Origin of the sequence: Thermosynechococcus sp. M3746_W2019_013 (assembly GCF_015296045.1) — a bacterium.
In the GTDB taxonomy this organism is placed as follows: Bacteria; Cyanobacteriota; Cyanobacteriia; order Thermosynechococcales; family Thermosynechococcaceae; genus Thermosynechococcus.
On the sequence record NZ_DVDW01000022.1, the window covers coordinates 1 to 25397 of the forward strand.

Annotated in this window: 30 protein-coding genes; 17 read left to right on the plus strand and 13 right to left on the minus strand. The window is 53.6% G+C overall.

Annotation, left to right across the window (positions count from 1 at the left end; genetic code table 11):
- From IGQ16_RS04160 to IGQ16_RS04170, 3 genes are all read left to right on the plus strand, one after another.
- Positions 1 to 260: DUF4351 domain-containing protein (locus tag IGQ16_RS04160; protein WP_297060352.1), on the plus strand; the 260-nt coding region annotated here is incomplete at its 5' end.
- Positions 261 to 388: 128 nt separating this feature from the next.
- Entirely contained in the window at positions 389 to 1126 is a 738-nt protein-coding gene (gene fabG, locus IGQ16_RS04165; RefSeq protein WP_024124566.1) for a 3-oxoacyl-[acyl-carrier-protein] reductase, read from the plus strand.
- Positions 1127 to 1151: 25 nt separating this feature from the next.
- Entirely contained in the window at positions 1152 to 3893 is a 2742-nt protein-coding gene (locus IGQ16_RS04170; RefSeq protein WP_297060354.1) for a valine--tRNA ligase, read from the plus strand.
- A gap of 139 nt (positions 3894 to 4032) precedes the next feature.
- Here IGQ16_RS04170 and IGQ16_RS04175 read toward each other — a convergent pair whose 3' ends face one another.
- Genes IGQ16_RS04175 through IGQ16_RS04185 form a run of 3 tightly spaced genes read right to left on the minus strand, consistent with a single transcriptional unit; the run spans position 4033 to position 6281 of the window.
- Entirely contained in the window at positions 4033 to 4389 is a 357-nt protein-coding gene (locus IGQ16_RS04175) for a ribulose bisphosphate carboxylase small subunit (RefSeq protein WP_024124568.1), read from the minus strand.
- Between the two features lie 30 nt (positions 4390 to 4419).
- Positions 4420 to 4800: a chaperonin family protein RbcX gene (locus IGQ16_RS04180; RefSeq protein ID WP_024124569.1), complete on the minus strand. Its 381-nt coding sequence runs from the start codon at positions 4798 to 4800 to the stop codon at positions 4420 to 4422.
- Between the two features lie 53 nt (positions 4801 to 4853).
- Positions 4854 to 6281, minus strand: coding sequence for a form I ribulose bisphosphate carboxylase large subunit (locus IGQ16_RS04185; RefSeq protein ID WP_297060357.1), 1428 nt, complete (start codon positions 6279 to 6281; stop codon positions 4854 to 4856).
- A 412-nt stretch (positions 6282 to 6693) separates the two neighbouring features.
- Here IGQ16_RS04185 and ylqF point away from each other — a divergent pair, with 412 nt between their 5' ends.
- Both ylqF and IGQ16_RS04195 read left to right on the plus strand, forming a co-directional pair.
- A complete protein-coding gene (gene ylqF, locus IGQ16_RS04190) occupies positions 6694 to 7557 on the plus strand; it encodes a ribosome biogenesis GTPase YlqF (RefSeq protein ID WP_024124571.1) in 864 nt (287 codons plus the stop codon).
- Positions 7558 to 7833: 276 nt separating this feature from the next.
- The gene (locus IGQ16_RS04195) at positions 7834 to 7986 is read left to right on the plus strand and encodes a hypothetical protein (protein WP_162147170.1); all 153 of its coding nucleotides are present in this window, start codon (positions 7834 to 7836) and stop codon (positions 7984 to 7986) included.
- A gap of 21 nt (positions 7987 to 8007) precedes the next feature.
- Here IGQ16_RS04195 and bchI read toward each other — a convergent pair whose 3' ends face one another.
- Positions 8008 to 9075: a magnesium chelatase ATPase subunit I gene (gene bchI, locus IGQ16_RS04200; protein WP_200865518.1), complete on the minus strand. Its 1068-nt coding sequence runs from the start codon at positions 9073 to 9075 to the stop codon at positions 8008 to 8010.
- A 341-nt stretch (positions 9076 to 9416) separates the two neighbouring features.
- On the opposite strand from bchI, the gene IGQ16_RS04205 reads away from it, so the two are divergent.
- From IGQ16_RS04205 to rsmI, 3 genes are read left to right on the plus strand one after another with little or no spacing between them, the layout of a single operon-like run.
- Positions 9417 to 9896: an RNA-binding protein gene (locus IGQ16_RS04205; protein ID WP_297060359.1), complete on the plus strand. Its 480-nt coding sequence runs from the start codon at positions 9417 to 9419 to the stop codon at positions 9894 to 9896.
- Positions 9897 to 9914: 18 nt separating this feature from the next.
- Positions 9915 to 10517, plus strand: a complete 603-nt coding sequence (gene cbiT / locus IGQ16_RS04210; RefSeq protein WP_297060360.1) for a precorrin-6Y C5,15-methyltransferase subunit CbiT — start codon at positions 9915 to 9917, stop codon at positions 10515 to 10517.
- The gene (gene rsmI / locus IGQ16_RS04215) at positions 10517 to 11362 is read left to right on the plus strand and encodes a 16S rRNA (cytidine(1402)-2'-O)-methyltransferase (protein ID WP_297060363.1); all 846 of its coding nucleotides are present in this window, start codon (positions 10517 to 10519) and stop codon (positions 11360 to 11362) included. Before cbiT ends, rsmI begins: the two co-directional genes overlap by 1 nt.
- Here rsmI and cofG read toward each other — a convergent pair.
- The 5 genes from cofG to IGQ16_RS04240 all read right to left on the minus strand — a co-directional run bounded on the left by cofG (position 11343) and on the right by IGQ16_RS04240 (position 14760).
- The gene (gene cofG / locus IGQ16_RS04220; protein WP_024124575.1) at positions 11343 to 12290 is read right to left on the minus strand and encodes a 7,8-didemethyl-8-hydroxy-5-deazariboflavin synthase subunit CofG; all 948 of its coding nucleotides are present in this window, start codon (positions 12288 to 12290) and stop codon (positions 11343 to 11345) included. The two genes, rsmI and cofG, sit on opposite strands and share 20 nt — an antisense overlap.
- Before the next feature lie 59 nt (positions 12291 to 12349).
- Entirely contained in the window at positions 12350 to 12583 is a 234-nt protein-coding gene (locus tag IGQ16_RS04225) for a hypothetical protein (RefSeq protein WP_024124576.1), read from the minus strand.
- Between the two features lie 9 nt (positions 12584 to 12592).
- Positions 12593 to 12838: a ferredoxin-thioredoxin reductase variable chain gene (locus tag IGQ16_RS04230; RefSeq protein WP_041429066.1), complete on the minus strand. Its 246-nt coding sequence runs from the start codon at positions 12836 to 12838 to the stop codon at positions 12593 to 12595.
- Between the two features lie 119 nt (positions 12839 to 12957).
- The gene (locus IGQ16_RS04235; RefSeq protein ID WP_297060365.1) at positions 12958 to 13950 is read right to left on the minus strand and encodes a CHAD domain-containing protein; all 993 of its coding nucleotides are present in this window, start codon (positions 13948 to 13950) and stop codon (positions 12958 to 12960) included.
- A gap of 207 nt (positions 13951 to 14157) precedes the next feature.
- Positions 14158 to 14760 (minus strand): superoxide dismutase, encoded by a 603-nt coding sequence (locus tag IGQ16_RS04240; RefSeq protein ID WP_024124579.1) that lies wholly within the window; start codon positions 14758 to 14760, stop codon positions 14158 to 14160.
- A 191-nt stretch (positions 14761 to 14951) separates the two neighbouring features.
- Between IGQ16_RS04240 and IGQ16_RS04245 the strand changes: the two genes are divergently transcribed.
- The 4 genes from IGQ16_RS04245 to IGQ16_RS04260 are packed head-to-tail and all read left to right on the plus strand — an operon-like array spanning position 14952 to position 18948.
- Entirely contained in the window at positions 14952 to 16430 is a 1479-nt protein-coding gene (locus tag IGQ16_RS04245) for a phosphoglucomutase/phosphomannomutase family protein (RefSeq protein WP_297060367.1), read from the plus strand.
- 34 nt (positions 16431 to 16464) lie between these two features.
- Complete coding sequence (locus tag IGQ16_RS04250) at positions 16465 to 17898, plus strand: MFS transporter (RefSeq protein ID WP_297060369.1); 1434 nt, start codon at positions 16465 to 16467, stop codon at positions 17896 to 17898.
- A complete protein-coding gene (gene folP / locus IGQ16_RS04255) occupies positions 17895 to 18737 on the plus strand; it encodes a dihydropteroate synthase (protein WP_024124582.1) in 843 nt (280 codons plus the stop codon). The genes IGQ16_RS04250 and folP overlap by 4 nt, the downstream gene beginning before the upstream one ends.
- A 46-nt stretch (positions 18738 to 18783) precedes the next feature.
- Positions 18784 to 18948: a hypothetical protein gene (locus IGQ16_RS04260; protein WP_297040539.1), complete on the plus strand. Its 165-nt coding sequence runs from the start codon at positions 18784 to 18786 to the stop codon at positions 18946 to 18948.
- A gap of 7 nt (positions 18949 to 18955) precedes the next feature.
- On the opposite strand, the gene IGQ16_RS04265 is transcribed toward IGQ16_RS04260, so the two are convergent.
- Genes IGQ16_RS04265 through IGQ16_RS04275 form a run of 3 tightly spaced genes read right to left on the minus strand, consistent with a single transcriptional unit; the run spans position 18956 to position 20286 of the window.
- Positions 18956 to 19426 carry a hypothetical protein gene (locus tag IGQ16_RS04265; protein ID WP_297060371.1) on the minus strand — a complete coding sequence of 157 codons (471 nt, stop codon included), beginning with the start codon at positions 19424 to 19426 and terminating at the stop codon, positions 18956 to 18958.
- An 11-nt stretch (positions 19427 to 19437) separates the two neighbouring features.
- Positions 19438 to 19731 carry an Asp-tRNA(Asn)/Glu-tRNA(Gln) amidotransferase subunit GatC gene (gatC, locus tag IGQ16_RS04270; protein ID WP_297060372.1) on the minus strand — a complete coding sequence of 98 codons (294 nt, stop codon included), beginning with the start codon at positions 19729 to 19731 and terminating at the stop codon, positions 19438 to 19440.
- A gap of 33 nt (positions 19732 to 19764) precedes the next feature.
- Entirely contained in the window at positions 19765 to 20286 is a 522-nt protein-coding gene (locus IGQ16_RS04275; RefSeq protein ID WP_024124585.1) for a photosystem I assembly protein Ycf3, read from the minus strand.
- A 175-nt stretch (positions 20287 to 20461) separates the two neighbouring features.
- On the opposite strand from IGQ16_RS04275, the gene IGQ16_RS04280 reads away from it, so the two are divergent.
- Genes IGQ16_RS04280 through IGQ16_RS04290 form a run of 3 tightly spaced genes read left to right on the plus strand, consistent with a single transcriptional unit; the run spans position 20462 to position 23079 of the window.
- On the plus strand, positions 20462 to 21316 hold the full coding sequence (locus tag IGQ16_RS04280; protein ID WP_024124586.1) for a universal stress protein: 855 nt from the start codon (positions 20462 to 20464) through the stop codon (positions 21314 to 21316).
- Between the two features lie 15 nt (positions 21317 to 21331).
- Positions 21332 to 21955, plus strand: a complete 624-nt coding sequence (locus IGQ16_RS04285) for a DUF4129 domain-containing protein (protein ID WP_024124587.1) — start codon at positions 21332 to 21334, stop codon at positions 21953 to 21955.
- Positions 21952 to 23079 (plus strand): DUF4350 domain-containing protein, encoded by a 1128-nt coding sequence (locus tag IGQ16_RS04290; RefSeq protein WP_297060374.1) that lies wholly within the window; start codon positions 21952 to 21954, stop codon positions 23077 to 23079. The genes IGQ16_RS04285 and IGQ16_RS04290 overlap by 4 nt, the downstream gene beginning before the upstream one ends.
- Positions 23080 to 23083: 4 nt before the next feature.
- Here IGQ16_RS04290 and IGQ16_RS04295 read toward each other — a convergent pair whose 3' ends face one another.
- A complete protein-coding gene (locus IGQ16_RS04295) occupies positions 23084 to 23410 on the minus strand; it encodes a 2Fe-2S iron-sulfur cluster-binding protein (RefSeq protein WP_157869660.1) in 327 nt (108 codons plus the stop codon).
- A 189-nt stretch (positions 23411 to 23599) separates the two neighbouring features.
- Here IGQ16_RS04295 and psbB point away from each other — a divergent pair, with 189 nt between their 5' ends.
- Positions 23600 to 25132: a photosystem II chlorophyll-binding protein CP47 gene (psbB, locus tag IGQ16_RS04300; protein ID WP_024124590.1), complete on the plus strand. Its 1533-nt coding sequence runs from the start codon at positions 23600 to 23602 to the stop codon at positions 25130 to 25132.
- 19 nt (positions 25133 to 25151) lie between these two features.
- A complete protein-coding gene (locus tag IGQ16_RS04305; protein ID WP_011057371.1) occupies positions 25152 to 25250 on the plus strand; it encodes a photosystem II reaction center protein T in 99 nt (32 codons plus the stop codon).
- Positions 25251 to 25397: the final 147 nt, after the last annotated feature.

Below are 25397 nucleotides of genomic sequence, written 5' to 3' on the forward strand. Positions count from 1 at the left end.
AGGCGCGGGAGGAAGGATTACAGCAGGGATTACAGCAGGGATTACAGCAGGGATTGCAACAGGGATTACAGCAAGGCTTGCAGGAGGGAGAAGTGCTAGTTGTCTTGCGCCTGCTGAGGCGGCGGTTTGGGAGTGTGCCTAGGGAGCTTGAAGAATGCATTCGTCACCTCTCTCCCAATCAAATCGAAGCTTTGGCAGAAGCACTTCTAGACTTCACTGACCTAGAGGAAGTATTTGCGTGGCTAAATCGCTCCGCCTAACAATACCGCCTCGATTGCTGATCAATTGCGATGACATGCCATAGCCCCAAGAGGGGTAACATCCGCTGTTAAAATTTGTGATGGGTTATTCATAGGTGGAGCATTTTTGCCCTTAGGAGAGAATTAATTTGAGCGAAGCAACCGTTGCCATTGTCACTGGTGCCTCACGGGGGATTGGTCGGGCGATCGCCCTCGAATTGGCCAAGGAAGGAGCCACTGTGGTTGTCAACTACGCCCGTTCTGCTGAAGCGGCCCTTGAAGTCGTTCAAATGATTGAACAACAAGGGGGGACAGCGATCGCGATCGCTGCCGATGTGTCTGTCCCTGAGCAGGTCGATACTCTCGTAGCCAAAACCGTAGAAACCTACGGCCGTGTGGATGTACTGGTCAACAATGCCGGTATTACCCGCGACACGCTGCTGCTGCGTATGAGCCTCGAGGACTGGCAGGCGGTGATTAACCTGAACCTGACAGGGGTTTTTCTGTGTACTCGGGCGGTAAGTAAACTGATGCTCAAGCAAAAGCGGGGACGGATTATCAACATTGCGTCGGTGGCAGGGCAAATGGGCAACCCCGGCCAAGCCAACTACAGTGCTGCCAAAGCTGGTGTGATTGGGTTTAGCAAAACCGTGGCCAAAGAACTCGCCAGTCGAGGTATTACCGTCAATGCCGTTGCCCCCGGCTTTATTGCCACTGAGATGACAGCTGGACTCAAAGCAGAGGAGATTCTTAAATTCATTCCCCTAGGACGGTATGGCGAACCCACAGAAGTGGCGGGGATGGTGCGCTTTTTAGCCTTGGATCCAGCAGCCGCCTACATTACGGGGCAAGTCTTCAATGTGGATGGTGGTATGGTGATGGCCTAGGCGCCTTGGAGTAGTGCAGCAACCCATGACCGACGCGATTACCCTCCCCAGTCAATACGATCCCAAGCAAACGGAGGCCAAGTGGCAACAGCTCTGGGAAAGCAGTGGTGTCTTTCACGCGGACCCCAACCACCCTGGTAAACCCTATTGCATTGTCATTCCGCCTCCTAATGTCACTGGTAGCTTACACATGGGGCACGCCTTTGAGCATGCCCTGATTGATGTTCTGATTCGCTATCACCGCATGATTGGCCGCAACGTTCTCTGGCTACCGGGGACAGACCATGCCAGTATTGCCGTTAGCACGATTTTGGATCAACAGTTGCAGGCGGAGGGCACCAACCGCTTTGCCTTGGGACGGGAGGCCTATCTAAAGCGAGCTTGGGCATGGAAAGAGTCCTCAGGGAAGACAATTGTCGGCCAAATTCGCCGCTTGGGGCTGTCGGTGGATTGGTCGCGGGAACGCTTTACGATGGATGAGGGGCTGTCGCGGGCAGTTCTTACAGCTTTTAATCAGCTTTATGAAGCAGGACTCATCTATCGCGGTAAGTATTTAGTAAACTGGTGTCCCTCCAGTCAATCGGCGGTCTCGGATTTAGAGGTAGAAAACCGTGAGGTGCAGGGGCATCTCTGGCATTTGCGCTATCCCCTGACAGATGGGTCAGGGTATTTGGAGGTGGCCACAACCCGTCCGGAAACGATGCTGGGGGATACGGCAGTGGCGGTTCACCCAGAGGACGATCGCTATCGCCATTTGATTGGCAAAACACTGCGCCTGCCGCTTATGAATCGGGAGATTCCGATTATTGGGGATCCCTTGGTGGATCCCACCTTTGGCACCGGCTGTGTCAAGGTCACCCCTGCTCACGATCCCAATGACTTTGTCATGGGGCAACGCCATCGCTTACCGATGATTAACCTGATGAACAAAGATGGCACGCTCAATGAGAATGCCGGCGAGTTTGCGGGTCTGGACCGCTTTGTGGCTCGTAAACAGGTGGTGGCTCGTCTAGAAGTGGAGGGCTTTTTGGTGCGGGTGGAGGACTATAAGCACACCGTTCCCTATAGCGATCGCGGCAAAGTACCCATTGAACCGCTGCTGTCTACCCAATGGTTTGTGAAAATTCGTCCCTTGGCGGATGCCGCCCTCAAAGCCTTGGATAGACGGCATTCCCCTCGCTTTATTCCGGATCGCTGGGCAAAGGTCTATCGCGATTGGCTGGTGAACTTGCGGGATTGGTGTATTTCACGGCAACTGTGGTGGGGGCATCAAATTCCCGCTTGGTACGTGGTCAGTGAAACCGAGGGCGAAGTGCGCGATGATACTCCCTTTGTGGTGGCAATGGATGAGACGGCTGCCCGCGCCAAGGCAATTGCCCAATTTGGCGAGGACATTCAACTCCAGCAGGATCAAGACGTATTGGATACGTGGTTTTCCTCTGGCCTATGGCCCTTTTCTACGTTGGGTTGGCCCGATGATACGCCAGACTATCGCCGCTATTACCCCAACACCACCCTTGTTACCGGGTTTGACATTATCTTTTTCTGGGTGGCACGGATGACAATGATGGGTCAGTACTTCACAGGTAAAATCCCCTTCCGTGATGTCTATATCCACGGCTTGGTGCGGGATGAAAACAACAAAAAAATGTCCAAGTCCGCCAATAATGGCATTGACCCGCTGATTTTAATTGAAAAATACGGCACCGATGCGCTGCGCTATAGCTTGGTCAAGGAAGTCGTGGGTGCTGGTCAGGATATTCGCTTGGCCTACAACCGCAAAACCGATGAGTCGGCAACCGTCGAGGCGGCGCGCAACTTTGCCAACAAACTTTGGAATGCCTCCCGCTTTGTGCTGCTGAATCTAGAGGGACAAACCCCTAGCCAGTTGGGAACCCCGCGACGCCAGGACCTGACCGCTAGCGATCGCTGGATTCTCAGTCGCTACCATACAGCCATTCAAACCACCCGCGAGCGCATTGAAAGCTATGGCCTGGGGGAGGCGGCCAAGGGACTCTACGAATTCATCTGGGGGGATTTTTGCGACTGGTACATTGAACTGGCGAAACCTCGTTTACAAGGGGAAAACGCCAAAGCCAAGCGCACTGCTCAGCAAGTACTGGCCACGGTTCTCGATGGCACCTTGAAGCTGCTCCATCCTTTCATGCCCCACATTACAGAGGAAATTTGGCACACGCTGCATCAGGTGGGAGACAGTGAAGTTTTAGCGGTACAACCCTACCCGAAAGTGAATCGCCGCGCCATTGACCCTGAGCTTGAAGCCAAATTTAGTCTTTTGATTGAAACCATCCGCACAATTCGGAATCTGCGGGCAGAGGCAGGGATTAAGCCGGGATTGTATATTGCCGCCCTGATTGAGGCAAGTGCTGAGGAAGCATCCATCTTCAAAGCTGGAGCTGCTGATATTCAACACTTGGCTCGCCTCGAGTCCCTAACCATTGGCACCGGGCTGCAAATTCCACAGCAGGTCTTTAGTGGTGTTGTTGGCAAGAGCGAGGTGCTCATTCCCCTAGGGGGGGTCGTAGATCTGGAGGCCTTGATAACGAAGCTCCAGAAGGAGAGCGATCGCCTGAGGAAAGACCTTCAATCTTTAACAGCTCGCCTCAACAACCCTAATTTTGTCAACAAAGCCCAGCCAGAGGTGGTTGCTACGGCCCAGGCACAATTGGCTGCCGCCCAACAGCAACTGGCAATTATTGAGCACCGACTCCAATCCTTGGGGGTCGATGACAAAACCCAACCCTGACGAGTAGAAAACGGCACAGCAAGCTCTCGTGTTGAGATCGCGAGCCTGTCAAACGTAGCGGAATGACTAGGGGGGAAACACCCCCCTAGTCTGCAATTCAACTGTAATGAACTGAGAAGATCTCAGCTTTAATTCAGCTTTAATAGCGATAACCGCTGTAGCCGCTGTTAGTCTGATTGGGCTTATAGACAATAAAGCCCATCACTTGGCACTGCTTGATATTGTCAAAGGCAACAACACGAATGAAGCAGTTGGGATATTCCGAGCGGCACTGCTGCACTTCATTCAGCACCTCTTGGGCATTAGTGCAGTTAAACAGCGGCAGTTTCCACATCGTCCAGTAGTGGGTTTCGGCATCGGAGGTCTCATTGAACTCCACACAGGGGTGATAGCCCTGATCAATCGCGTACTGGATTTGGCGAGCAATTTGGGCATCGCTGAGGGGAGGCAGGTAGGAGAAGGTTTCGTAACGACGCTCTTTAGGCAGTGTCTTCATAGCTTCCTCAATTGGTTCACAGTCAACAAACTATTCAGGGGTTTCTGGGTTGCTGCCCTCAACATTGGCTTCAGAGACTTGGGTCATCCGCTCCAGTTGTTGACAGCGCTGTTGCAAGTTGGCCTGCTGGATGCCCGCACGTAGCATTTCCGGTAGATAGTCCGCCACCATTTCCGCGAGATGTTCGCGTACCGTGAGAATGCGAAAACCGAGATCGGGCTGTTGGCGAAAGAGGGCTTCCAAGTAACGTTCACCATCTTGGACACTTTCTTGACTCGTGAACTGGTGTAGCCAGAGGGATCGCGGTGGATCAGTTTCGGCCAGTTGCCCAATCACGGTTCGCACCGCCTGATAGGTGAGATAACTAATCAGGGTTTTGGTGGTTTGCTTGGCAATGTGCTTGACATCCATAGACCTACGGGGAAATCGTTGCCTTAGCTCCGATTGAACCCCAACTCCACCAGCTAGATCGTGTCTTGCGCTTCAAACTCGAACTTGATTTCTTTCCAGAGTTCGCAGGCAGCAGCCAGTTCCGGACTCCAGCGAGCTGCTTCGCGGATAATGTCGCCGCCTTCGCGCATGAGGTCACGACCTTCGTTACGAGCTTGGATACAGGCTTCTAGGGCAACCCGGTTTGCAGTTGCTCCCGGTGCATTCCCCCAAGGGTGACCCAAGGTACCACCACCAAATTGCAGCACTGCATCATCACCGAAGATGTCCACGAGGGCAGGCATGTGCCAAACGTGAATCCCACCCGAGGCCACGGCCATCACACCGGGCATCGAGGCCCAGTCTTGGGTGAAGTAAATGCCACGGGAGCGATCCTGCTCAATGTAGTTTTCCCGCAGCAGATCGACAAAGCCGAGGGTAACGGCTTTATCCCCTTCGAGCTTACCGACAACGGTACCGGTGTGGATGTGGTCACCGCCAGACATCCGCAAGCACTTGGCCAATACCCGGAAGTGTATCCCATGGTTTTTCTGACGGTCAATCACAGCGTGCATGGCGCGGTGAATGTGCAACAGGATGCCGTTGTCGCGGCACCATTTCGAGAGGGTGGTGTTGGCGGTGAAGCCAGCGGTGAGAAAGTCGTGCATGATGATGGGCATTTCCAGTTCTTTAGCGAACTCTGCCCGTTTCAACATTTCCTCGCAGGTAGGAGCGGTGACGTTCAAATAGTGCCCTTTGATTTCACCGGTTTCTGCTTGGGCTTTGTGAATGGCATCAGCAACAAACAGGAAGCGATCGCGCCAGCGTTGGAAAGGCTGGGAGTTGATGTTTTCGTCATCTTTGGTGAAGTCCAGACCACCGCGCAAGCATTCATAAACGGCGCGGCCATAGTTTTTCGCCGACAGACCCAACTTCGGCTTAATGGTGCAGCCCAAGAGCGGACGACCATATTTGTTCAATTTGTCGCGTTCCACTTGGATACCGTGGGGTGGCCCTTGGAAGGTCTTCAGGTAAGCCACAGGAATGCGCAGGTCTTCAAGGCGCAGAGCTTTGAGGGCTTTGAAACCAAACACGTTCCCCACAATGGAGGTCAGCATGTTGGTAACAGAGCCTTCTTCAAAGAGATCCAGCGGGTAGGCAATGTAGGCGATGAACTGATTGTCTTCACCCGGCAGGGGTTCGATGTCGTAGCAGCGACCTTTGTAGCGATCCAAGTCGGTCAGCAGGTCGGTCCAGACGGTGGTCCATGTACCTGTCGAGGATTCTGCGGCAACGGCGGCGGCAGCTTCTTCAAAGGGCACACCTGGCTGCGGGGTGACACGAAAGGCCGCTAGAATATCGGTATCTTTGGGGGTGTAATCAGGGGTGTAGTAGGTCAGGCGGTAGTCTTTTACCCCTGCCTGATACCCAGCTTTCTGGGATTTGGATTGCGTATAGGCCATAGACGTTTTTCCTCTTTAACAGTTACTGTGCCAAATAGAGCAATCTCTACGGGCAACCTTTGCAATGGGTAGTGTGAACGCTACGATTCCCCGAAAATGGGGCAAAATTGAGCAATGCAAAACTCAGCGAGATGATGCAACCATCCGCAAGCCTGTGATATCGTCGTAGGTCTTATGCTTAGCATCAGCTTAGTTGATGCCCAATGCAATAACTTTTGCTTTGGAGATTCTTAATTATTCTATAGGTTTGGGTTATCAATCTTTAGATTTGTTTATAGGTTTCTAATCAGAGGTGCGCAACTATAGTCTTTTATCTATTCAAAAGACACTAATGATTACCTGAAATCAATTTAATGCCACTCATGGGGGGCGATCGCTCTATTGTTTTTGAAAAAAAGGGGGTGGAATTTCTATGGGTCCGATCATTCAATGGTATCCTGGCCACATTGCCAAGGCAGAACGTGCCCTCAAGGAACAACTGAAACAGGTGGATGTGATCTTTGAGGTGCGGGATGCACGCATTCCCCTTGCCAGTTGCCATCCCCAAATTCGTCAGTGGGCTAGTGGCAAGCAGCGCCTCTTAGTGCTCAATGGAATGGATAGGATTAGCGATCGCGATCGCCAGCAGTGGCTGACATGGTTTGAGACCCAAGGGGAAACAGTTTTTTTCACCAATGCGCAGCGGGGTGAAGGGATTCGCCGACTCGAACAGGCTGCGGTACGGGCGGGGGCGGCCATCAATCAACGCCGTCAACAGCGGGGCATGCAAGTAAGAGCCGTGCGAGCTGTGGTTTTGGGGTTTCCCAATGTGGGCAAATCAGCCCTCATTAATCGCCTCTTGCGGCAGCGGGTGGTTGAGAGTGCAGCGCGTCCGGGGGTGACGCGGCAACTGCGCTGGGTGCGCTTGTCCCCTGCCCTCGAACTCTTGGATGCCCCAGGGGTATTGCCCATGAATTTCAAGAATCAGGAGGCGGCGGTAAAACTGGCCATTTGCGATGACATTGGTCAAGCTGCCTACGATCCCTGTCGGGTGGCACCAATGCTTGTGGATATCATGCAACAGTTGGGGCATGCCGATCGCCTTAGGGAGCGCTACGGTCTGGCCCTTAGCAACACCGGTGAGACCTACCTTTATGACCTTGCTGCTAGCCGCTACCATGGTGACTTGGAACGGGCAGCCAGGCAACTGTTGCAGGACTATCGCCGCGGTTACCTGGGGGCGATCGCCCTTGAGCATCCTCCTCAATCCAGCAACAGCACCATAGCATCGTCCTGATGTAGCTTTATGTAGCTATTTCCAAATCAAGTTTTTATGAAAACACTTATCCTGACTGTGGGCAATCAGCAGGTCAGCTGGCGGTGCCGCAATGGAATTGTTCACAGTTTTGGGGCGGATGGCCCCCCCTCAACTGGATGAACTGTATCGGAAATTTGGCGTTGCGCCAGGTTTCCATGATCCTGAGGGAAACTACCGCCACAGGGTGCGCTATTGAAGTGAGATTAATATCGCAATGGCGTTGTTCACCGCAATCAAGGGATCAGCTGTGAAGAGTTGACTCAGTTGGCAGATGTTTCCCCAGCGGCATCCCCCGCAGAAATTCATCAAGGGCTGTTAAATGCCCTGCGCGAACTTCTCAAAAAGCAAACGCGTGAAGAACAAATGCCTGAAAAGGGGTGGCGCGATCGCTCTACGAGTGCGGACTAGGGCAATTGCAATCATCGGAGCCTAGGCAGGAATCTCCACACCAAAGACCTCTTGGAAGACTTTGCCCACCTTGTAGCCGGAGTCAATGGACTCTAGGGGATCCTTGCGCAGTCGGTGCCGCAGACAGAGGACAATCACCCGCGCAATGTCCTCAACGGTGACATCTGTGCGTCCCTCAAAGGCAGCCAAAGCCTTGGCGGCGCGGTTAGTGACAATGTCTCCCCGCAGGCCGTCCACATCCAGCTCAGCACACACTTGGGAAATTTTTACTCGCAGCTCGTGGTCAATGGTGACCTTGGGCAATAGGGCTTGGGCGGCGACTAACTTAGCTTGCAGGGCTTCCTGTTGCGCCTGGTATTTCGCCAAAAAGGCTTCGGGGTTTTGATCAAATTGCGATCGCTGTTCCACAATTTCCACGCGCAGGCTTGGATCCTTGACGGTGCGAATCTCAGCATGCATGCCAAAGCGATCCAGCAGTTGGGGTCGCAATTCCCCTTCTTCGGGGTTACCAGAGCCAACTAGGACAAAGCGTGCTGGGTGACGAATTGAAATGCCCTCACGCTCAACGGTATTCCAGCCGGAGGCAGCGGCATCCAGCAGGACATCCACTAAGTGATCATCCAGCAGGTTCACCTCATCCACATAGAGAATGCCGCGATTTGCCTTGGCCAAAAGTCCCGGCTCAAAGGCTTTTACTCCCTCCGCAAGGGCTTTTTCAATGTCAATCGTGCCGCACACGCGATCTTCTGTGGCTCCCAGGGGCAGATCCACCATGGGTACTTTTTTCTTGATGGTGTGAATGGGTTCACCGGCTGCTACGGCCACCTTCACGGCATCACTCATGAGATCGGGATCACTGGGGTGACTATTGAAGGGGTCATCGGCAACCACCTCAATTTCTGGCAGCAAATCTGCTAGGGCACGAATGGTGGTTGATTTGCCCGTGCCGCGATCGCCCATGATCATCACCCCACCAATTTTGGGGTCAATGACATTGAGCAACAATGACAGTTTCATTTCGTCTTGACCGACAATTGCCGCAAAGGGAAAAACCGGCCGACGAGGCACAGCAGTCGGAGTCACAGGCATCACATCGCAAAAACAGCATTGATTATTGTGCCACATTGCGTTTGTGCTGCCACAGCAAAATTTTTCCGCAAAATCCTAGCCCTAGGTGGAGAAAGCGTGATAACCTTAGGAGAGATAACTCAAGAGCTAAGTGCGCTCATTGCCTTTGCTCTGCCCCATCAATCAAGGTTCTCAATTAGCAACAATCGCTGTGAACCAATTTAGCCATTCCACACCACTAACAGCAGTAAGGTCTTTACATGCCATTCTTGGCTCTAGGCCTTGGTTACGAGCGGTTTCTCACGCCCGACTGTCCATTTTTCAACCGTGTTGTTTTTAAGCTGCCTAAGGGAGGTTTCTTTATGTCTGTGCGTTTATATGTGGGCAATCTGCCGCGTGATTTGAGCCGCGAAGAGTTAGAAGCCCTATTTAGCCAAGAAGTGGGCGAAGTGGCTACCACTAAACTGATTACGGATCGTAAGACGGGTAAGTGCCGGGGGTTTGGCTTTGTCACCGTCGAATCCGAAGAAGTAGCGGATCAAGTGATTGAGAAACTCAACGGCTACACCTTTAAGGACAATCCCCTCAAGATTGAGAAGGCCAACGACAAGCCCAAGTCTGAAGCTAAAGAAAAAGAGGAAGCAGCGGCAGAAAAAAACACTGCCAGCAACCGCAGCAATAACCGCAAAAATAACAAAAACAATGGGCGGCGTACTCAAGTCAATTCTGCGCCGGCTGAATATAGCTCCATGGATACGGAAGCTGCGCAACCCGATCCCCGCTGGGCAGATGCCTTAGCACAGCTCAAAGAGCGGCTCCTCGCTCAAAGCAGCAACGCTTAAGGATTTTAGGCTGTTGCTATGACGGTGGATCCCTGGCCATTTGTCACTCCGGGTATCCCCGATAGTCTGTTTGCGCGATTACCAGGTATTCCCCTCACCCAACGGGAAACGCGGTTATTGATGCTCTCCTATTTGCGGCTTGAACCGGACTCTTGCCTTTGGGATGTGGGAGCAGGCACAGGGACGATCGCTGTTGAGGCAGCCCGTTTGGCAAAGCGGGGACAGGTGATTGCAATTGAACGGGATGAAGAAGTCGTTGATCTGATTCAGCGCAATTGCGATCGCTTTGGGGTCAAGAATGTACAGATTGTTGCTGGTTTGGCTCCAGACTGCTTTCCTCAGTTACGTCAAACACCGCAGCGGATTTGCCTGGAGGGGGGGCGCCCCATCAAAGAAGTTTTACTGCGAGCGTGGGAGTATCTTGCCCCCGGTGGTCGCTTGGTGGCGATCGCCAGTAGCTTAGAAAATCTCTATGCCCTCTCTGAGGGTTTCGCGACCGTCCAAGCCCGCAGCCTAGAGGTGGTGCAATCGGTGATCAATCGTCTGGAAACGCGGGGCGGCCACCAAATTTTTGCAGCCGTGGAACCAATCTTTATTCTCAGTGCAGAAAAAATCTCCTAATGGGCATTGGGCAATTGTGGGTGGTGGGCACCCCCATTGGCAACCTTGAGGACATGAGCGCTCGTGCCCTGCGTATTCTCAAGGAAGTGGATCTGATAGCCGCCGAGGATACACGCCACACTGGCCGCCTGTTACAGCATTTTGGCATTACCACACCCCAAATTAGTCTCCATGGGCACAATACCCAACAGCGAGTCCCCCAATTGCTTCAGCGCCTAGAGGCGGGTCAACAGATCGCGCTCGTCAGTGATGCGGGCCTACCGGGGGTGTCGGATCCCGGTTATGAATTAATTAGCGCCTGCATTGCTGCAGCGATTCCCGTGACGCCGATTCCCGGCGCGAATGCTGCCTTAACAGCTTTGATGGCCGCAGGATTACCGATGAATCGCTTTTGTTTTGAAGGGTTTTTGCCGACTAAGGGGCGCGATCGCCAGCAGCGACTAGCAGTCCTGCAACAGGAAACGCGCACGATTCTTCTCTATGAAGCCCCCCATCGCTTGGTGCAAACAGTAACAGAGTTATGTCAGGTTTTGGGGAGCGATCGCCCTGTTGTACTTGCCCGCGAACTTACCAAACGCCACGAAGAATTTTGGCGGGGAACCCTCGGTACTGCCTGCACTTATCTACAGGAGCATCCCCCCCGGGGCGAATACACACTGGTTTTAGCCGGTGCCCCTGAACATTCTCTGGCCGTGAACCCCAATTATCTCGCCAGCGAATTGGCAACACTGCTCAACCAAGGTCTTTCTCTCACCCAAGCCAGCCGTCAACTGGCGACTCTGACGGGGCTTTCGCGGCGTGACATCTATCAACTAGGGCTGCAGCTTAAACAGGAATCTCCTTAACCTTCTCCTGCAAGGGCCGTGGCAACCAATCCACAAACTGCGGATAAACTGGCAGTCGTGGCCCTAATTCCCATCCCCAAGCTGCTAATTGTTCCCTGAGCACTGCTAGATCGGTGTGGGGATAGTCTGGATTGACATGATCTAAGGGGACAATACCCCCCAAGTCGCGAGCGCCGGCCTCTAGGCACGCGCGAAAGACCGCTGGTTCTGTGACTAGATTGGCAGGAATTTGAATCGTGATGTCCTCAGGCAAGAGCGATCGCGCCCACTGCACCACCTGGGGTAATTGCTCCAGATCAAAAGGGGGTAGCCTCTCTGCCTGCTGCTGCCCAGGACTGTGGGGCTGCAGAATCACCTCCTGAATGTGTCCCCACCGCCGATGACACTCAGCAATGGCCGTGAGAGTCTCTGCCCAATCCTGGGGCGCTTCACCAATCCCCAAGAGCAATCCCGTGGTGAAGGGAATGCCCAGTTCTCCGGCCTGTTCCAGTTGGTGTAAACGAAGTTGCGGAGCCTTACTGGGGGCATGGCGATGGACACTTTGCAACAACTTGGGTGTCAACTGCTCCAGCATCAGCCCCATGGAGACATTCACTGTCTTGAGGACGGTCATTTCTGCTCGACTCAGGGGGCCCGCATTGGTATGGGGCAAAAATCCCTGATCCAACGCTAAGGCTGCTACATCATAGAGACGCTCTAACCATTTGGCACGCTGGGGACTGTTGGGGGCAACTTCGCCACTGAGAATGAGGATTTCCCGTACCTGTTGCGGATCAAGCTCTGCCAACTGTTTGGCCGCCGCCTCTAAACTCAACCAACCACTCGTGCCAATGTCCTGACGAAAATTACAGTAGGTACAGCGATTAAAACACTCATAGGTCGGCACAAGGGTGAAGGCTGGACTGTAGGTGATGGTGCGATCGCCCATAGGAGACTAACGAAAAAGTGCTCTTATCTCAGCATCAGCGCCCTCAGGGGGATGAGTTCTTAATAACGGGCGATCGCGAACACGTAGAGGGCATGGCCTGCCAACAAGGTGAACCACAGGAGCGTTACCGTCGGCATAAAAGGCACCGCCGTGGGTTGTAGCTGATGCCAAAACCAGCCACCAGAATTAAACGCAGCAAAAAGGGCAACATGGACAGCAAAATTCATGCGATCGTCCAAGCGGCGGTAGCTCGGATCGCGACGATCGGGCTTACGGGGCCAACGGGGAGGCATAGAGGGTACCTAAATCACTGCCAGCTCATCGGGGTGCAAATGGGCAACAAACTTGGGACTAAACCGCACTTGAATCGGGTAGTTGGGACTAATGGGACGGCCTTGCCAGTCGCTGAGAATAGCGCAAATTTCCCCTTCCATCCCTTGAATATCAAAAGGTTCATTGCGGTGATCGGGATGGTGATAGACAATGGTGGGGGTCTTGACGCGGACCCGCAGCCCAACACTTAAAGTTTGTGGCTCCATAACGCTCATTTGTTGTGTGCTCTCCTCGACTGGCAGGGGTTTTATTTTTATCGTCGCATACGGACTGGCAAGGGCGATCGCCCTCGGACAATTGAAAATCAATTGTTACCATTACCCACCAACCTCTGTCAGTTGGCAGAGGAGATGATTGGGTGATCGAGGGGGCTGCCATTGGCACTGATTGTCATTGGTGGCATCAGGAGCAGCGAGCGCACTTGATGGCGTTTTTCGGGGCTGAGGTATTCCTGCTGGACACAGCGCCAAGTTTGCCACTGGCGTGTTTGCTCAAGGGCAATCATTTCTGCCAGGCAAGGAGAGGCTTGACGGAGATTGAGGCCAAGTTGGGTACGGAAAAAGTCATCAAGGACAACGCCATCGTGAAGGGTCCCTAGGAGTTCTTGCAACTGCGCAAAAGCACTCACCTGTTCGTTGAAGGCGTCTCCATAGACACCGCTAAAGAGTTCCATTTGGTAGCGTACCCGTTTGGTTTGCTTGCGCAGATCGTGGAGATCTTCACCCGCCGTTTGTAACCACTGGGGTGGGTTACTGACTGCCAAAAAGAGGGGGCGATCGCCCTGCCATTCAATAGCCACTTGCCACCCCGGATGGAGCAGGAGCTCACACACCAAGGGCAATAAAATGTCTGGGGCAATCAGTTCCGTGGGTAAGTTGGCAATTTCACGATATTGAGGGTCAGCTAGCCATTCTTCTAGACCCTGTTGCAATTTGCGATAGCGATCGCTCCGCAGCAATTGAAGCGCTTTTTGCAGCAGTTCTGCCCGCTGCTTTTCGAGCTTTTTAATGAGCTTGGCCAGTTGTTGTTGCTCACAGCGGGGCAGGTGAGGGTAATACTGCTCTTTGAGCGCCAGCATCATCACATCCAAATCCCGTACGGGACTGAGGCTGCCGGCGATCGCCCGTACCCGCTGAATGGAGACCCCCTTGGGCAAACGTACCGTATTACAAAACACCTCCAGAGCCGTTCGCAGGCGGCGCAGACCAACGCGCATCTGATGAATCGCCTCAACATCGCGATCGCGAATCACCCCCGGCTCGTGTTTACTAATTTTGCGGTAGTACTTTTCAAAAGCGGCATAGGCAATATGCCCTAGGATCTCCATAGGACCCCCTCCCTGCTCAACGCCCAAAGGAATACCACCATCAAACTAACGTTTATTAACCAAGGTTACTTTATTTCTTAAGTTTCACTTAACCCTATTCTACCGTTGTGGCTGAATCACTGCTTGGCAACAAAAAACCCCGCTCAACTGGAACGGGGATTCAGTGAAGTCATTCAGTAACAGCCAAATAGAAAAAAACTGGGAATCTTAGGCAGCTGCCAAGTTCTTAGCAACAAAATCCCAGTTCACCAGTTGGTTCAGGAAGTTATCAATGAAGTCGGGACGACGGTTTTGGTAGTCGAGATAGTAGGCGTGCTCCCAAACATCAATCGTCAGTAGGGGCACTTGACCGTGAACCAAGGGGTTTTCGGCATTGGGCGTTTTAGTCACTTTCAGTGTGCCAGCTTCAAGCACCAGCCATGCCCAACCGCTGCCAAATTGGGTCGCTGCGGCATTTTTGAACTGGGACTTGAATTCGTCGTAGCTACCAAAAGCACTGTTGATCCGAGCAGCCACATCACCCGTAGGAGTACCGCCGCCACCTGGCTTGAGGCTATTCCAGAAGAAGGTGTGATTCCACACTTGAGCGGCATTGTTGAAGATGCCCACTTTGGCAGCATCGCCATAGGTCATGCGAATGACATCTTCAAGGGATTTGTCAGCGAGTTCCGTATCTTGAGTCAGTTTATTGAGGTTATCCAGGTAGCCTTTATGGTGTTTGCCATAGTGAAATTCAAGGGTTTTTGCAGACATTCCATAGGGTTCAAGGGCACCCGGATCAAAGGGAAGGGGTTCTTGTACAAATGCCATAGTGTTCAATACCTCTCTGAAAGTGATGCAAGTTTAGGCTACTAGAGATCAGTCATCGCCAAAAGGCACCTAGCGGCAGTGCCCATCGCCTAATTAACAATTCGCAATAATTATATCATCCTCCTTTCTCCTTCGGAAAAGGGCTGTGCCGCAGCATGATATGTTCAGAGGGGTTTTGGGTCTTGCGCTCTATGGTTGGTTCTGTCCTGCGCCTAGATCAAGTTTTGATTCCTGAGGAGGCCCCAATTCGCTTTGGTACCGACGGTTGGCGCGGCATCATTGGGGCTGAGTTTACCTTTAACCGTCTGCTGCGGGCAGCTAAGGCAGCGGCGGCAGTACTTTACCAAACCTATGGCGATGGCAGGACGCCGCGAATTATTGTCGGTTACGATCACCGGTTTTTAGCGGAACACTTTGGTACAGCCGTTGCCCAATTGCTGACAAGCCAAGGCTATGAGGTTTGGCTTTCTAACTGTGCGGCACCCACACCGGCCTTTAGCTGGGCTGTCAAAGCAGAGGGAGCCATTGGCGGCTTGGTCATTACGGCAAGTCACAATCCCGCTATCTATGCAGGACTGAAGGTGAAGGGCGCCTTTGGTGGATCAGTCCCCACACCTGTTACCCAAGCCATTGAAGCGCAGTTAGCTCAAGGGGAGCCGCCACCCGTGGGGGAGGCCAAAACAGACTATCAAGTCTTTGATCCGTGGCCCAGCTATTGTGCGGCGTTGCGCACTCATGTTGATCCCAGCCCCATTCGTGAGGCGATCGCCACGGGTAAACTGCGCGTCTGTGCCGATGTCATGCATGGGGTTGCCGCCGGGGGACTGGAGCGATTGTTGGATTGGCCCATAGAAGAGTTTCGGCGCGATCGCGACCCCCTCTTTGGCGGCGGTGCCCCTGAACCCATTGGCCGTTATTTAGCCGCTACCCAAGAACAACTGCGGCAACAGCCCAGTGCCACCCCTACAGTATGTTTAGTCTTCGACGGTGATGCCGATCGCCTGGCAGTCATTGATGGCGAGGGGGTACTGTACACTGCCCAAGAAATGATTCCCATCTTGATTGACCATTTAGCACAGCACAGTCCCTATCGGGGGGCAGTGATTAAATCCATTAGCAGTTCGGATCTGGTGGCACGAGTGGCAGCCCACCATGGCTTAGCCGTGATTGAAACGCCCATTGGCTTCAAGTACATTGGCGATCGCATGCTGGCCGGCGAAGCTGTCCTCTTAGGCGGTGAAGAATCAGGGGGAATCGGCTATGGCCACCATCTCCCCGAGCGGGATGCCCTCCTGTCGGCACTGTACCTATTACAAGCCCTGGTGACCTCCGGCTTAAGCGTGGGGGAATACTATCAGCAGTTGCAGGTAACGACAAACTTTTACAGTGCCTACGATCGCGTTGATCTCACCCTCACGTCCTTGGCACAGCGGCAAAAACTAGAAGCACTCCTAGGGGAGCATCCCTTCACCCAGATTTTGGAGAGTCCCGTGAGCCATTGGGACACCATTGACGGCTACAAGTTTCATCTGGCCGATGGCGGTTGGCTACTGATTCGCTTTAGTGGCACCGAACCTCTGCTGCGCCTCTACTGCCAAGGGAAAACCCCTGAACAGGTGCAGCGCATTCTACAATGGGCCAGTCAATGGGCAGTTGCAGTTGCTGGCTAATCGTTAAAAAAAACAATCCAATGGACAAAGTATCATGCCATCAGACCCATTCAGCCAAAATTCCGCTGCCACCAGTGCCCGTCCGCCCCTTTCCCTGTGGACAAAACTTGCCTTTGGCGCCGGCGATCTTGGAACTGCCATCACTGCCAATTTACAGGTGTTTTTCCTGATGGTGTTCTTGACCAATGTGGCTGGACTCAATGCTGGCTTGGCGGGAAGCGTGCTCATGATTGGCAAAATTTGGGATGCCATGAATGACCCGATCATCGGCTACCTGAGCGATCGCACCCCCGTGGGCAAGTGGGGACGCCGCCACATCTGGATGATGGCAGCCGCGATTCCCTTTGGCTTGAGTTTTTGCTTGAACTGGTGGGTACCAACGACGGATCAAGGGTTGCTCTTTGGCTACTACGTCCTCATTGGCCTATTGTTTAACACGTTTTACACGGCGGTAAACCTGCCCTACACTGCCCTCACACCAGAGCTCACTGAAGATTACAACGAACGCACCCATCTCAATAGTTTTCGCTTTGCCTTTTCCATTGGGGGTAGCATTGGCTCCTTACTTCTTGCTCAGGTCGTCTTCCAGAACATTCCCGATCCCCAAGCCCAATACTTGATCCTCGGGGGCATTGCCGCCGTCTTGTCTGTTTTGCCCATCTATTGGTGTGTCTGGGGAACACGGCAGCGGGTGCAAGCCTTTGAACGCGGTATTCGCAATCCTGAGCACCGCCCCTTACCGCTGCAAACGCAACTGCGGCTGGTGTTTAGCAATCGTCCCTTTCTTTATGTAATGGGAATCTACCTGTGTTCTTGGCTGGCGGTGCAAATTACTGCCTCGCTGATTCCCTTTTTTATTGGCGATTGGTTGCAAATGTCCGCCGCTGCCTATACCCAAGTGGCGCTGACGGTTCAAGGAACCGCTATGATCATGCTCTTTGTCTGGAGTGCTGTGAGTCGTCGCCTGGGTAAGAAGGCAGTGTATTTCATGGGAATGAGCCTGTGGATCATTGCCCAGGGCGGTCTCTTTTTGTTGCAGCCAGGACAGACAGTGCTGGTATATGTCTGTGCAATTCTGGCGGGCTTTGGGGTTGCGACCGCTTATCTTATCCCTTGGTCAATGATTCCGGATGTGATTGATCTGGACGAACTTGAGAGTGGCCAGCGGCGGGAGGGGATCTTCTATGCCTTTATGGTGCTGCTGCAAAAAATTGGTCTTGCCCTGGGTCTGTTCTTTGTGGGTCAGGCTTTGCAGTGGGCGGGTTACATTTCTACTGTCGCCGGTGCCCCACCCCCAGTGCAACCCCCTTCGGCACTCTTGGCAATTCGCGTTGCCATTGGACCTTTGCCAACCTTCTTTCTCATTGTGGGGATGATTTTGGCCTATCTCTATCCCATTACCCACGCTGTCCACCAAGAGATTCTTTTGCAGTTGCACGCCAGACGCCAAGGAGAGACTGAGGCATGAAGGGTTGGTCTGTGGGCGATCGCACCTTTGTGTGGGGAGAGCGCACCTACATTATGGGCATCTTGAATATCACCCCCGACAGTTTTAGCGATGGTGGTGACTTTTTTAATCCTGCCAGTGCCGTTGCCCATGCCCTAGAAATGGTTGCCGCCGGTGTTGATGTCATTGATGTAGGGGGGGAGTCCACCCGTCCGGGAGCTAGTGAAGTGCCCATTAGCGCTGAGTTGGCTCGGGTGTTGCCCGTGATTGAGGGCATCCGTCAGCAGTCCCAGATTCCCATTTCCATTGATACCACCCATGCGGTGGTTGCCCAGGCAGCGGTGGCAGCAGGTGCCAATATTGTTAACGATGTTTCAGGGGGGCAGGCGGATCCTGAGATGTTGGCCACGGTAGCGGCATTGGGGGTGCCCTATATCCTCATGCATCGGCGGGGAACCCCAGCCACCATGCAGCAATTAACTGACTACGAGGATTTGATCGGCGATTTGCTTCGCTATTTTCAGGAACAAACCCAGCGGGCGATCGCCAGCGGCATTCCTCCTGAGCACCTGATGATTGATCCTGGCATTGGCTTTGCGAAAACCACGCCCCAAAACCTCACCCTTTTACGGGAATTGCCGCAATTTCACACCCTTGGCTACCCAATCCTCCTTGGCCCCTCGCGCAAACGCTTTATTGGCGATGTCCTAAACCTGCCCCATCCTAAGGACCGAGTTTGGGGTACCGCAGCAGTCTGCTGCCATGCCATTGCCCAAGGGGTGGCGATGGTGCGCGTCCATGATGTGGCAGCCATGGTGCAGGTGTGTCGGATGGCCGATGTGCTCTGGCGATCGCCCTAGGGAGACTCCAACCATTTGAGGACACTAACCGCCATCAGAAAATGTCGTGGTTGCAACCGCAGAAACCTTTGAGGCCCGCGGCGAAGCCACGGCTGTAGGGCTCACCCATCCTGAAGTCATTGGTGGTGCCCTGGGGATCAGGGAGCGGATAGTGCACTTGAGCGCTTTTCCCAGGGAAATTCCCCAATCGAAGCGCCGCCGGCTTGATTAGGTAAGCCCTAGGGGCAATTGCTGCGCCCCGGAGCAGGCACACACAGTTCCCACTCGGCATTAAAGGGTTCGTAGCCCAGGGCCACTCCCGCTCGTTCCGCTTGGTAGCGCACCTCCTCAAAGCAGTCAAAGCCATCGGGGCGCACGGCAATGATAATGTACTCGCGATCGCTCTGACGACGTAGATTAGCCAACAAAATTGCCAAGGTGGAAGTGGGCTTGTCGAGGTCTGCTTTGGGCACAAGCACTTTTTGGGGATGCATGATCACCCCCTCGCGACGGCACTCTAAATAGCGAGGGGTACGTTCCGCATTTTGGGCGTTTTCCCGTGCCAAAATTTGCACATTAGTGCGTTCTCGCCCAAGGCTACTGGCACTGATGACCACCACTAATAGGATCAGGGTGCCAATGGTGCAGGCCAAGATCGAGAGGAAGGGAAATAAGTCCAGTTGCAAATGGTGGGATTGACGCCGCCGCACAGACTGATGCCTTACATAATTTTGGGCACGCGGAAAAAGTCATCTTCGCGCTCGGGGGCGATCGCTAGCAAGTCCTCCCGATGTGGCCAAGGTTCCAACACATCAGGACGGGTTACATTACTCACCTCAATGGCTCGCGTTGTTGGCGGCACCTCCGTAACATCCAGTTCACTCAGTTGATTGACATAGTCGAGGATGCTATCTAGTTGCTGGGTCAGTGCTTCAATTTCACTGTCATCAATGGCAAGGCGAGCTAAATGAGCCACCTTGCGCACATCTTCTGCAGTAATGACTTTGGTTGCCATTGGTGATCCTTATAGAAATTTTCGAGAAGTTTTTTAGAAATACACATCAATATTGGAGCGGCCAGTGGTTTTCAGCCAGTTCTGCGCCTCTATATAGTTATTGGGCGCCAGTTGAATTGCCCGCTTCCAATAGTCGGCGGCACGATCAAAGAGTTGTTCAGCCTCCTCCAAGCGCTGCTGCTCTTGTGCCTGTGTCCCCAAGTAGTGGTAGATCACTGCGATATTGTTGAGGGCTTGGGGCATGCGGGGATTGAGTTCAAGGGCTTGGTGGTAATACTCCAAGGCTTTTTCATGCTCGCCATTGCTGGCATGGATCAGGCCAATATTGTAGAGAATGTAGCTGCGATCGGTGGGGTCTTCCTCTAGTTCTAGGGCTGCCTGGTAGTTCTCCAGCGCCTCGGCATATTCTCCATCCGCTTGGGCAGACATGCCATCGCGATAATAGGCAAAGGCAGTTTTTGACTGCGAACTGGTGGGCAAGACCTTGAGAATGAGGTCAGCCATGACCGTAAAGGTTTTGTCAATAAAATTGTCGTTCCGTTGCGATCGCGGCATAGGGCTTCCTTGAACGGCCTCTTGCCTAGTGTATCAAAAGCACCACCCGCGATCGCCCCTCTAGCCAATGCCTAAGATTTGTAGCGTTCCGCCAAGAAGCTCCTAAGGCAGCCCTAAGATCGTCCTAGTGGCCCTCCGTGCCGTGATACTCACCAGCTTTGGGAGTTTAAGATTTATGATTGAAAATATTCTATTGGCAGACTCAGGAACTGGACAATCCGAACAAATGCTCAAGTCGCTGATGGAGTTGCCAGCGATTCAACGGGCTGCCGTCACCGTTTTGCACGTGATTCCACCGAAAATTACTGCCGAGGAGATGGCCGAACAACGTCAAGCAGGTGCCAAACTCCTAGCGGAAGCTGTTGCCCGACTGCACCTTGACCCCGTCATTAGCGTCAATACTATGCTGCGGGAGGGCGATCCTAAGGATACAGTGCTCCACGTGGCCGATGAAATCAATGCCGACTTGATCATTATGGGATCGCGGGGACTCAAGCGCCTGCAATCCATTCTCGAAAACTCCGTTAGCCAGTATGTGTTTCAACTGTCTTCGCGGCCGATGCTCCTAGTGCGCGATGACATCTACGTCAAGAAAATCAACCGCATCATGGTGGCACTCAATCATTCTGCTGCAGCCAAAGCCTCCTTGGACTTAGCAGTGCGCCTAATGGAGGGGGTCAAGGGCGGCAAACTCATTCTTGCCCACGTCAATCCTGACCTCAAGGGTCATGCTGATACCCCCAGCAGTGCTGCCGAAAAAGAGCCGCTTCTTGCCGAAGCCGCAACGGTGGCTAAGCAGCGGGGTGTGGAATACCAGTGTGTCCTGACCACCGGCAAACCCGCTGAAGAAATCTGCCGCATTGCTGCTGATACCAATGCCGATCTCCTGGTTCTGGGTTCTCCGGATCGGCGGCCCTCGATCGCTCGCAGTTTACCCGACTTGGATCGCCTTTTGGGCACTTCCCTTTCTGACTATGTCCGGGTCTATGCCGAGTGTCCCGTGCTCTTTGTGCGACAAGCGGAGGCCTAGGCGGGTCTAGCGGCGGTGACTTTTTGGGATGATTTGCGCTGGCAGAGCGATCGCCAGTGGCAACAACTGCGTGAAGCCCTTGAGTACACCTTTCTCCAACTCTTTCGCCAGCAAACAGAGCCCTTTTGGCAAGACCACCCCTCCTTAGAGGGATGGCTACGCTGGTTCCTTCAGGGGGTCTTGCTGATTGGCCTCGGCGTAGGCCTCTATTTCCTAGGACGCAGCCTCTGGCGATGGTGGCAACGGCGATCGCGCTCCTCTTCACCAACAGCAATTTCTACCCTTGGGGAGCGACCCAGACCGGTGCGGGAATGGCTGGAACTTGCCCAAAACCTACAATTGGCGGGGGACTATAGAGGGGCCTGCCGCGCCTTTTACATGGCCTTGTTGTATCGGTTGCAGGAGGCAGGCTGGCTGCGGCTTCAGACCCACTGGACCAATGGCGACTACCTGGGGGAATTGGAGCGGCTCTTTCAACTGGGGGAGCGATCGCCAACTGTAGGGCGGAGTATCCAGCATCTCTTTCAAGTTCACAGTCGCAGTTACTATGGCGCCGAGCCAGTGGATGCCCAAACCCTAGCCAGCTGTCAAGCGGCCTATTTTGAGGTGGAACCCTTCCTGCGGGAGACCCAGCAATGATCGCGATCAAGCGTCGGCAGTGGTTTTTCCTTGGCTTCGCTGTCCTTGTGCTGTTGGCGATCGGCCTCCTGATGGTGGCGGTGGCTCCCAGTAGCCGCGCTGGCTCCTCCTTTGATTCCTCTCCGTGGGGCACGCAGCAGTTTTATACTTACCTAGAGCAGCAGGGGTTGCGGGTGGAGCGCTGGCAGCATAACTATAGCAACCTCAAGGGCAAAGGGCACATTCTCATTCAAATCAGTGGTCGTCCCATCGGTTGGCCACCGACCCTTGTGGCGTGGCTGGCTCAGGGCAATACGCTGGTGCGCTTTTACTGGCACGGCGAACCCACGGCAGCCCCCTTTGAGACGCGGCTCTCAATGCCCCTGGGCACTGTCTTGATTGAAACCCGCCGCCGCGTTCCTTTGCAACAGGGCGATCGCTCTCTCCTTAGGGATGATCACGGTTTGATTGTCTATCTCAGACGCTCTAATACTCCCCATAACCATGAACAGCGCATCCTTGGCGTCTATCCCTGGTTAGTGGCCAATGCCTATGGCGGTGAAACCGGTCTTGCCAACTTTGCGGTTGTAGCTCAGCTCCTGCAGGAGATAGCCGAACCGCGAACAACACTATACTTTGATGAATGGCTCCACGGCTACCGCCAACGCACTTCAGAGGAGGTGCTTAGGGAGAGGGTGCCTCAAACCCTCTTCGACTACTTCAGTCGCACCCCTTGGTTGGCTGTGGGGTTGCAGTTTGCCCTGTTGCTCCTCCTTTTGCTATGGCAGCAAAGTCAGCGCTTTGGGCCACCGCTACTGGAAAAGGAACCTGTCACCAGTAATAGTGCTGCCTATATTGAGGCCCTCGCGGGGGTTCTGCGGCGGGCACAGCAGCGGCAGTTTGTCCTAGAACAGCTTCAAGATCGCTTTCGCTACGACTTAGCTCAGCAACTCGGCCTTGCAGCCAGTCCCCCTCATCTGCCTCAAGATTCTGAACTCCTTCAAGCATGGCAGAGTGCAACGGGGCGATCGCCTGACCCCCTTCAAGACCTGCTCCGTATCCGCCATAGGGTTGACGATGCCCAGTTGCTCAGGTGGCTAGAGCAGGCCGCTAATGTCCTACAAACTCTGAAAACGACTGTTTGATTACCTAGCCCTTTGGCTTTGTCTTCACAGACACTGGCCCATAGACAAGGGTTTGACAAGCCAAACGATAATTTTCGGGCTTACGGCGGAGCTTGCGCTCTTCCACAGGGGTGCGGGGCGAGAGGTTTTCCATGCCTTCGACAATCTCAACAATACAGGTGCCACACTGGCCATAGCCCCCACAATTAAAGAGCTTGCCCTTAAGGGTATAGAGGTCAACCCCCGTTTCCATTGCTTTTAAGCGCAGATTCGCACCATCAGCAGCAACAATTTCCTTGTTTTCGTTAACAAACTTAATATTTGTGCCCACGAATTCAGCTTTGCTTGCCATAGGAACCTAGGCTAGTTACCATTCTTAATACATTCTCATTTTGGCAGAAAAACTGCCCAACCGTAGCTGAAGTTACGGGTAAATTGGCCGTTAAACTCTTAGTAGGGAAGCGGTTGTTACCGTGATCCGGCTGCTTAATAAAATTTGTTCATGCAAACGCTAAATTTTTGTATAGGAGGAGCGTAGTCAATGGGACTACCCTGGTACCGAGTCCACACTGTCCTGATCAATGATCCAGGGCGGTTGATTGCGGCCCACCTGATGCACACGGCATTGGTCGCCGGTTGGGCAGGGTCGATGGCTCTTTATGAGCTCGCTATTTTTGATCCCAGTGATCCCGTTCTCAACCCCATGTGGCGGCAGGGAATGTTTGTGCTGCCCTTTATGGCACGGTTGGGGGTCACGGGGTCTTGGAGCGGTTGGAGCATTACTGGCGAAACGGGGATTGACCCCGGTTTCTGGAGCTTTGAGGGGGTTGCCCTAGCCCACATCGTCCTGTCGGGTCTGTTATTCTTGGCAGCCTGTTGGCACTGGGTCTATTGGGATCTCGAACTCTTTCGTGATCCTCGCACCGGTGAGCCTGCCCTCGATTTGCCGAAAATGTTCGGGATTCACCTGTTCCTTGCTGGTCTGCTGTGCTTTAGCTTTGGCGCCTTTCACCTGACGGGTCTGTTTGGCCCTGGGATGTGGGTTTCTGACCCCTATGGCTTGACGGGCAGCGTCCAGCCTGTTGCCCCCGAATGGGGACCCGATGGCTTTAACCCCTACAATCCCGGTGGTGTTGTGGCTCACCATATCGCCGCAGGCATTGTCGGTATTATTGCTGGCCTCTTTCACATACTGGTGCGTCCACCCCAGCGGCTTTACAAAGCTCTGCGCATGGGGAATATCGAAACCGTCCTCTCCAGCAGTATTGCGGCCGTCTTCTTTGCCGCCTTTGTCGTTGCTGGCACGATGTGGTATGGCAGTGCCACCACGCCCATTGAACTCTTTGGGCCGACTCGCTATCAGTGGGACAGTAGCTACTTCCAACAGGAAATTAACCGGCGCGTGCAGGCCTCTCTCGCCAGTGGCGCCACCCTGGAAGAAGCTTGGTCGGCTATTCCAGAGAAACTGGCCTTCTACGATTACATTGGCAATAACCCCGCTAAAGGTGGTCTCTTCCGTACTGGCCCGATGAATAAAGGGGATGGAATTGCCCAAGCTTGGAAAGGCCATGCCGTCTTCCGCAACAAAGAGGGTGAAGAACTCTTTGTGCGTCGGATGCCTGCCTTCTTTGAAACCTTCCCGGTCATCCTCACCGATAAAAACGGCGTTGTCAAAGCCGACATTCCCTTCCGTCGTGCGGAGTCGAAGTATAGCTTTGAGCAACAGGGGGTTACCGTCAGCTTCTACGGTGGTGAATTGAACGGCCAAACCTTCACTGATCCACCCACCGTCAAGAGCTATGCCCGTAAGGCCATCTTCGGTGAGATCTTCGAATTCGATCAGGAAACCCTGAACTCCGACGGGATTTTCCGCACCAGTCCCCGTGGCTGGTTCACCTTTGCCCATGCGGTGTTTGCCTTGCTCTTCTTCTTTGGTCACATTTGGCACGGTGCCCGTACCCTGTTCCGCGATGTCTTCTCTGGGATTGATCCAGAACTGTCGCCGGAGCAAGTGGAATGGGGCTTCTATCAAAAAGTGGGCGATGTCACCACTCGCCGCAAGGAAGCTGTTTAGTCATTCCTAGGGGACTACTATGGAAACCATCACCTACGTTTTCATCTTTGCCTGCATTATCGCCCTGTTCTTCTTTGCCATCTTCTTTCGTGAGCCGCCGCGGATCACTAAGAAGTAGCCTCTGACCCATCCCTAAAGAGGGCTTTAATACTTGCCGATCGCCCCTGCGGTCGGTTTTTTGATGTTTATTTGATCTTCAGGGAGATGAGGGGCGCCGATTCCTGAATCTTTCGCTTCCGACGCCGCGGTTTCTGGTACAGTCTTT